Origin of the sequence: Anaeromyxobacter soli (assembly GCF_022808855.1) — a bacterium.
GTDB lineage: Bacteria > Myxococcota > Myxococcia > Myxococcales > Anaeromyxobacteraceae > Anaeromyxobacter > Anaeromyxobacter soli.
On record NZ_JAKZLF010000047.1, the window covers coordinates 19,766 to 27,521 of the forward strand.

A 7,756-nucleotide genomic window follows, 5' to 3' on the forward strand; every position below is an offset into this window, starting at 1 on the left:
CTCGCGTTCACTCCACCTTCGAGAGGAACTCCTTCGCCTGGTCCACGGTCTCGAAGACGTGGAAGTCGCGCCTCGCGAGGACCTTCAAGGTGTTGAACACCATGCGGTGCATGCCGGACAGGCCGGTCACCGCCGCCGCCTTCACGTGCGGCCGGTTCCCCTCGGTCAGCGAGCGGAGCGCCTCGATGAGCTTCATGTCCGCGACGACGTTCTTCGCGTTCGTGATGGTGAGGACGGAGCCGAGCGGCTGGGAGCGGACGTCCCGCGCGACCTGCGCGGCGAGCGCGACGACGCCGTCCGCGCCGAGCCCCTCGGCGTCGATGAGGTAGATGCGCTTTCCGTTGTGCTCGATGAAGCGGGCGCGGCGGCTGACGTCCATGGGGGCCTCCCAGGGCATCGAGGGTGCGGCTTCTTAGCACGGCCTCATGCGAGTTCCCGAGAGGCCGCCCCGCCGAGGTCCCGCCCCACACGTGACGAGGCGGCCGTTCGACAATCGCCGCGCGGCCGGAGCGCCGCACGCCCGGCCGGCCGACGCGGTATCGTTTGACGTCATAGGGATGGGTGCGTAGTCTGCCGGCCGTTTTGTCCGACGAGCTCGCCCCCGACATCCAGGCCTTCATGCTCGCGAGCGTGGACTCCTACGAGCAGCTCGAGATCCTGCTGCTGCTCCATCGCGAGCAGGCGGCGCCGTGGACCGCGGCCCAGGTGGCGGAGGCCCTCCAGATCTCGCTCGCGGCGGCGGCGAGCTCGCTCGACGAGCTCGCGGGACGGCGGCTCCTCACGGTGACGAGAGGGAGCGAGCGGAGCCACCGCTACGCGCCCGCGGACGCGGACACCGCCGACGTCGTCGACCGGCTGGCGCGCGCCTACGAGGAGCGCCGGGTGGCGGTCATCGACCTCATGAGCGCGAACGCGATGAGCCGGATCCGGCGCTCCGCGCTGCGCACGTTCGCGGAGGCGTTCCGGGTGACGGGGGCGAAGAAGCGAGATGGCTGAGGCGGTCTATCTCCTGTGCGCGCTCACGAGCGTGGTCTGCGCGGCGCTCCTCGTGCGGAGCTACGCCGCGACGCGGGTGCGGCTCATGCTCTGGAGCGCGCTCTGCTTCGTGGGGCTCGCGCTCAACAACGTGCTGCTCTACGTGGACCTCGTCCTCACCCCGCGCACGGACCTCTGGGTCGTCCGCACCGTGCCGGCGGTGGTGGGCATCGCCCTGCTCGTGTTCGGGCTCGTGTGGGAGTCCGAATGATGCAGTTCGTCTGGGGCGCCCTCGCCGCTGGCTGCGCCGTCGCGGGCCTGTTCTTCCTGCGCTTCTGGCGCGAGAGCCGCGATCGGCTGTTCGCCGGGTTCGCGGCGGCGTTCTTCGTGCTCGCCCTGAACTGGGCCGCCCTCGGGGTGGTGAACCCGAGCGACGAGACCCGGCACCTCACCTACCTGCTCCGGCTCGTCGCCTTCCTCATCCTCATCTGGGCGATCGTGGACAAGAACCGGCGCTCGGCGCGCTGAGCCCGGAGACGGCGGGCGGTCGCGGTCAGGCCGGCTCCGGCTCCTGCTCGGCGGGGCCGGCCGGGTCCGGCGCCACGACGCCGAGCCGCTTCATGCGCTTCCAGAGGGTGACCCGGGAGATGCCCAGCGCGTCGGCGGCGCGCGCGCGGTTTCCGCCGGTGCGCGCGAGCGCCCCCAGGATCACGTCCCGATCGGTCGCGGCCGGCGTGCGGGCCGGGAACGACCCGGCGCAGACGTCGCGCGGCAGGTGCTCGGGCGCGATCGCGAGGCCGCCGGCCTGCAGCGCGGCGAACTCCAGGACGTTCTGGAGCTCCCGCACGTTCCCGGGCCACGCGTAGGCATGGAGGAGCCTCAGCGCACCGGCCGTGGGTGGCGGCACGCCGAGGCGCGCGAGGAACCGCTCCGCGATCGGGCCCACGTCCTCCGGGTGCTCGCGGAGCGCCGGGACGCGGAGCGGGAACACCGCGAGGCGGAAGTACAGATCGGCCCGGAAGCGCCCGTCCGCGACCAGCTGCTTCAGGTCGCGGTGCGTCGCGCAGACGAGCCGCACGTCCACGGGGATGGGCTGCGAGTCGCCGACCCGCTCCACCACGCGCTGCTCGATGACGCGCAGGAGCTTCACCTGGACGGCGGGGGACACGTCCCCGATCTCGTCGAGCAGGAGCGTGCCGCCGCTCGCCTCCTGGAACCGCCCGCGCCGGTCGCGCACGGCCCCGGTGAAGGCGCCCTTCACGTGCCCGAACAGCTCGCTCTCGAGGAGGCTCTCGTTGAGCGCGGAGCAGGCGACCCTCACGAGCGGGCCCGCGGCGCGCCGGCTCTGGCGGTGGATCGCCTCAGCCACGCGCTCCTTCCCCACGCCGCTCTCGCCGAGGATCATCACCGTCGCCTCGGAGCGCGCGACGAGCGAGATCGTGCGGCGCAGCTCGCGCATGAGCGGGTGGTCGCCGAGGAGCCCGTGCCGGTCGTCGCCCTCCGCGTCCGCGCGGCCCGCCCGGTCGCCGGGGGGCGGGACCGCGCACGCGCCCTCGCGAGGCGCCGGGCCGGCCGCCTCGAGCTCCGTCACGTCCGTGAAGCTCTCGAGCGCGCCCGCGGTCCGGCCCGCCTGGTCGTGGAGCGCGACCGCGTTCTTCACGATGAGCCGGTCTCGGCCGTCCTTCGTGCGGATGGTGCAGCACTTCGTGCTCTTGCCGCGGGCCTCGATCCCACAGAGCAGCGGCCCGACGCCGCACATGCAGCCCCGCACGGCGTCCCCGGCGAGGATGGAGCAGCGGCGGCCGACGGCCTCGTCGGACGAGTAGCCCGTGATCCGCTCGGCGGCGGCGTTCCAGTAGGTGACGAGGCCCTCCTCGTCGGTCGTGAACAGCGCGTCCGGGAGCGCGTCGGCGAGCGCGCGGAGCATCTCCAGGCTGCCGAGGCCGAGGAACGGGAGGGGCGGCGTCGAGGTCATCGGATCCGGGGGCGTTGCGGGAACGTTCACCGGAAACGGCGGGTGAACGGGGCGAGACTAACAGACCGCTCGCGGTCGCCGCATCGGTCGGAAACCCGATACGCGCCCGGTACTTGGCCGTGCGGCCGTATGCCGCGGGAGCGCGCCTCGATGGCGCGTCTCTTGCGGAACGCCCCGCCGGCGCGCCGGAACGCGGCGCGAATCGAAAGGAGCAGTCCTCATCATGGAACTCACGCTTCACAAGGCGAGCCGCGCGCTCGGCCTGCTGGCGGCGCTCGCGCTCCCCGGGCTCGGGTACGCGGCGCACCCGTTCCCCATCACGCTCAAGGACGCGGCCGGCACGCCGGTCGCGACGAGCGCGCGGCCGTACAGCTCCGAGAAGAGCTGCGGCGGCTGCCACGACTTCGGGGCGATCACGCAGGGCTACCACTTCCAGCAAGGCCGCACGAACGCCGCCGGCGACCTCCAGGTCTCCGACACGTTCGCGGGCGACATCGGCGCGGGCCAGACCTACGGGATCGGCACGGGCGCCTGGTGGAAGCTCTCGGACGGCATGTACGGCAAGTGGTGACCCCCGTCGGCCGACTCGAGCCAGTTGGCTCGAAAGACGAATCGCAGCTCGACCGAGATGGACAAGACCTCCTTCTTCTTCGCGATGCAGTGCGGCGCCTGTCATCCGGGCGGCGCGGCGCTCGCCTACGACCGCGAAGGTCAGCGCTACTGGGACGGGAGCGTGTTCGGCCACAGCCGCTCCGCCAGCCCTCCCGCGGATCCGCAGCTCGACGGTGACTACGGGTTCGTGAACCCGGCCACCGGCGCGAAGGGCGCCGCGGCCTGGAACAAGACGGGCGTCTCCGAGGCGGACTGCCTGCTGTGCCATCTGCCCGGCTACAGCTGGAAGAACCGCACCGGCACCCTCGGCGCCGGCGCCGCGCTGACCGACGCGAGCGGCCAGCCGGTCGCGGCGTTCGCCGCGGCGAGCACGGCCGGGCTCGGCTTCGCGCAGGTCACGTTCGTCACGCCCGCGCCGCCGCAGCCGAAGGCGCAGACCGTGACGATCGACTACGCCGCGGGCGGCGTGAAGCCGGACGGCACCACGGCGCTCACGCTCGACAACGTCGGCACCTTCCTCGAGCGCAAGGTGCGCGACGAGAACTGCCGGCTCTGCCACGCCACGCCGGACCGGAAGAAGTCCGGCCGCTCGTGGACCGCCGACACCGACGTCCACAAGGCGGCGGGGCTGGGCTGCGTGGACTGCCACCCCGCCGGCCCGGACCACCAGATCGCCAAGGGCGACATCGTCATCGGCTCCGTCCGCGACGACCTCGACGGCGGCATGGTCGATTGCGCCGGCTGCCACCTCGAGGGCCGCGCGCCGGCCGGCATGTCCGCGCCGGATCCGACCGTGGCCCACGGGGACCTGCCCGCGATCCACCTGGAGAAGCTCGCCTGCCAGGCCTGCCACATCCGCTATCTGCAGGATGCCGCGAGCTCGGCGGACGTGACCGAGATCCCCGAGGTGTTCCTCGACATGGTCTCGACCGGCGTCCAGACGCCGGTGCTCTCGAGCGCCACCTTCGGCGGCGGCAAGAAGCTCCTCGGCAGCGATCCGCTGGACCCGTCGCGCGACCTGCCCGAGCTCGTCGCGGCGGCGGCCGAGGTCGACCCGGCCACCGGGAAGCCACACACGGAGTACCTCACGCGCTGGTACCCCTCGCTCCGGCCGTGGAAGGGGCCGTCGATGGCGGCGCAGAAGCTCGTCACCGTGAAGCCGCTCCTCACGGCGTGGTTCGGCGACTGGCTGTCGGGCGACGGGCTCGACGCGCGCATCCGCCCGATCCCGCTGCGGCTCGTGCGCAAGGCGCTCACCGGCACCGTGGCGACGCCGGCGCCCGGCGCGCCGCCGAACCCGTACGTCGGGGGGCTCGCGCTCGCCGACGACGACGGGGACGGCAAGCCGGAGCTCAACACCCGCGCGGAGATCAAGGCGTTCCTCCAGGCGATCGCGAGCGCCACGGACGTGGACGGCACGACGCCGATCGTCACCGCGAAGGCGGTGCTCGTGAAGGCGCCGCACGTCTGGTTCCTCGACGCGAGCGGCGAGGCCCAGTCCTTCGAGAGCCCGGTGGCGGAGAGCCACGACTTCGCCGTGAACCACAACGTGGTGCCGAAGCGCGATCCGCTGAGCCCCACGCTGAAGCCCGGACCGTGGGGCTCGGCCGGCTGTGCCGAGTGCCACTCTCCTCAGTCGGCGTTCTTCTTCGGCAAGCAGCTCATCGAGGTCTACGACGAGACCGGCGCGCCGCAGTACGAGCCGCACTGGGCGGCGATGGGCTACACGGCGGAGCGCGCCGCGGCGCTCACGGCCTCCGTGCCGCAGCCGCCCGCTCCTCCGCCCCCGACGACGGACACGGTGAAGAAGAGCTCCGGTGGCTGCGGCTCGAGCGGCGCGGCCGCCGCGCCCGCCGCGCTCCTCGGCCTGGCGCTGCCGCTCCTGCGGCGCCGCCGCCGCGTGACCGGCTGATCCGCTGAGAGCGGACGCGCGCAGCGCCGCCTCCTCCGAGGGGCGGCGCTGCCGCGGCCGCGCGAGCGTCACCCCGCGGGCGGCGCGCCTGGCAGCGGGGCGACTGCGGCACCGCGGCGGTCGCCTCGCGCACGAGGAAGCAGCGGGACGCGGGGCAGTTCGTGGCGCCCCGATGGTCGCGAATCAACGCGCGCTCCTGCCCGCCTTTGACCCGCGCACGGCCCATGCGCGAGCGGTGAGAAGGATGGATCCATCCGCCTCGACCGGCAGCATCCGGCGGAACCCCTCGCGCAGCGCGGCGCGGTCGTCCTCCGGGAGCGACATGACGTACGCCGGCGCCGGGCCCTGCCCGCCGAGGAACGGGGACCACACGTCGTCGAAGTCGCGAAAGTGCATGGGGACGTCGATGGCGCGCGAGGCGACGCCCGAGAGTCCCGCCGCGTCGAGCAGCGCCCGGAGCGGCGCGGGCGCGCAGATGGGAAAGCGATCGCCCTCGTCGAGGCGGGCCGCCTCGGGATGCCGTTCCTTCGCCGCGTCCCAGAACCGGCGCATGAGCTCCATCCCGGCGGCGTAGTCCCACACGTACAGCGCGATGGTGCTCCCCGGCCGTCCTGCGCGCGCCATCTCAGCGACCATGCGCGACGCGTCCGGCACGAAGTTCAGGACGAGCCCGGAGACGACGGCGTCGAACCGGGCGGATGCGACGGGCAGCGCCTGCGCGTCCCCGACTCCGAACGCGGCCCTCGCGTCCTTCACGGACCGGCGTGCGTGCGCGGCGAACCCCGTCGAGCGATCGATCCCCAGCACCGCGCTCGGCTCGGCACCTTCGGTGATCGCCTCGACGAGAGCGCCCGCGCCGCACCCGACGTCGAGCCAGCGCCGGCGAGGCGGTACGCGGAGCCAGCCGACGAACTCGCGCGCGACGAGCCGGCTCCAGCGGCCGACGTACGCCTCGTACGCCGCTCCCACCGCCCACACGTCGTGCACCGATCGCTCGTCAGGCATCTTCCAGACCCCGGGCGCCGACGCTCGGCCGTCCGGAGCATCGTCGTTTCGGAGGCGGGTGGGGGGCGCTACTCCCGGGCGGGGGTCGTTCGCGGCGCGGTCGGCCGGTGCCAATAGCCGGCGGTTCGCCCTTCGCCGTCGGCGCCAGCGGCAGCACTTGCCGGCGCTTCAGGGCGCGGTCGGTCTGGTGCCGCTCGCATCAAGACAAGCGATTCCTGAGTCGTCGACCGGCCCTAGCACTTCGGGTCCGAACCGGCGTCACGCAATAAACATCACCGTCGGCGAAATCGCTTCCTGCGCTCGCTTGACTCCAGAACACGCGACACGTACAAGGAGTGTCACCACTAATCGTGGATCGGCCGCATCGGGGCGCACCGAGCGCGAGGATGACATGATTGCATCCCTGATTGCCGTACAGTTGGCATACCTTGTCGACGCAATCTGTCCGAACGGTTCCACGAGGTCCTGCGCAATACCAGGGTGTGACTCCGCGCAGCAGACGTGTCTCGACGGTTATTGGGAAGACTGTGTATGCAGGACGTCGTGCACGCTTGGCGCAACCCGCAGTTGCACGCTGACGAGCTGCGTCTACGCTAACCAGACCTGTGGCGCCGACCCGATCTGGAACTCCAATCTGTGGGGCTCGTGTACGTGCGCATGCTACGCAGACAGCAATGCGTGCACGGATGATCTGTGGACGAATGGGCAATGCACGCATCCGGTCAAGAATATCGACGACGGAAACTCATGCACGACCGACACATGCGATCCGGCGACCGGCGGCGTCACTCACCCACCTGCTACCGGTCTGGCCTGTAGCGACAATAATGGCTGCACCCTCAATGACTCCTGCAACGCTTCCGCGCAGTGCGTCGGGACTCCAAAGCCAATCGACGACGGAAATCCATGTACGAATGACACATGCGACCCGGCGACGGGAAGCGTCAGTCACGTTGCAGCCACGGGCTTGGCATGCAGTGACGCGAATGCCTGTACGCTGAGCGACGCGTGCAACGCGTCAGGGCAGTGCGTCGGAACTGCGAAGGCGGTGGACGATGGGAATGCGTGCACGAATGACCGCTGCGATCCTGCGACGGGCGTCGTTTCGCACATCGCCGCGACGGGGTCGAGCTGCAGCGACAACAACGCCTGACCTGCCCCCCGACTCTAGACGGCTAGCTTCGTGAGTCCGGTGATACTGCGAGCAAAGCCGTTCGGCGTCTGGTTGTCCAGCGAGCTGTGCGGCCGCACCTCGTTGTAGTCGATCCGATAGGCCT

9 protein-coding genes are annotated in these 7,756 nt (G+C 71.7%); 5 read left to right on the plus strand and 4 right to left on the minus strand.

The window, feature by feature from the left end; genetic code table 11:
* Window positions 1-7 precede the first annotated feature (7 nt).
* Window positions 8-379 (minus strand): hypothetical protein, encoded by a 372-nt coding sequence (locus MLV88_RS21845; RefSeq protein WP_242339906.1) that lies wholly within the window; start codon window positions 377-379, stop codon window positions 8-10.
* 182 nt (window positions 380-561) lie between these two features.
* On the opposite strand from MLV88_RS21845, the gene MLV88_RS21850 reads away from it, so the two are divergent.
* The 3 genes from MLV88_RS21850 to MLV88_RS21860 are packed head-to-tail and all read left to right on the plus strand — an operon-like array spanning window position 562 to window position 1,503.
* Window positions 562-996, plus strand: a complete 435-nt coding sequence (locus MLV88_RS21850) for a hypothetical protein (protein ID WP_242339907.1) — start codon at window positions 562-564, stop codon at window positions 994-996.
* Window positions 989-1,246, plus strand: coding sequence for a DUF5985 family protein (locus MLV88_RS21855; protein ID WP_242339908.1), 258 nt, complete (start codon window positions 989-991; stop codon window positions 1,244-1,246). The genes MLV88_RS21850 and MLV88_RS21855 overlap by 8 nt, the downstream gene beginning before the upstream one ends.
* On the plus strand, window positions 1,243-1,503 hold the full coding sequence (locus MLV88_RS21860; RefSeq protein WP_242339909.1) for a DUF5985 family protein: 261 nt from the start codon (window positions 1,243-1,245) through the stop codon (window positions 1,501-1,503). Before MLV88_RS21855 ends, MLV88_RS21860 begins: the two co-directional genes overlap by 4 nt.
* A gap of 25 nt (window positions 1,504-1,528) precedes the next feature.
* On the opposite strand, the gene MLV88_RS21865 is transcribed toward MLV88_RS21860, so the two are convergent.
* Complete coding sequence (locus MLV88_RS21865; RefSeq protein WP_242339910.1) at window positions 1,529-2,950, minus strand: sigma-54 interaction domain-containing protein; 1,422 nt, start codon at window positions 2,948-2,950, stop codon at window positions 1,529-1,531.
* A gap of 223 nt (window positions 2,951-3,173) precedes the next feature.
* Between MLV88_RS21865 and MLV88_RS21870 the strand changes: the two genes are divergently transcribed.
* On the plus strand, window positions 3,174-3,521 hold the full coding sequence (locus tag MLV88_RS21870; RefSeq protein ID WP_242339911.1) for a hypothetical protein: 348 nt from the start codon (window positions 3,174-3,176) through the stop codon (window positions 3,519-3,521).
* 57 nt (window positions 3,522-3,578) lie between these two features.
* Window positions 3,579-5,474, plus strand: a complete 1,896-nt coding sequence (locus MLV88_RS21875; protein WP_243338684.1) for a cytochrome c3 family protein — start codon at window positions 3,579-3,581, stop codon at window positions 5,472-5,474.
* A 183-nt stretch (window positions 5,475-5,657) separates the two neighbouring features.
* On the opposite strand, the gene MLV88_RS21880 is transcribed toward MLV88_RS21875, so the two are convergent.
* Both MLV88_RS21880 and MLV88_RS21885 read right to left on the minus strand, forming a co-directional pair.
* Complete coding sequence (locus MLV88_RS21880) at window positions 5,658-6,479, minus strand: class I SAM-dependent methyltransferase (RefSeq protein WP_242355230.1); 822 nt, start codon at window positions 6,477-6,479, stop codon at window positions 5,658-5,660.
* 1,167 nt (window positions 6,480-7,646) lie between these two features.
* The coding region (locus tag MLV88_RS21885; RefSeq protein ID WP_242337485.1) for a transposase at window positions 7,647-7,756 on the minus strand (110 nt) is incomplete at its 5' end.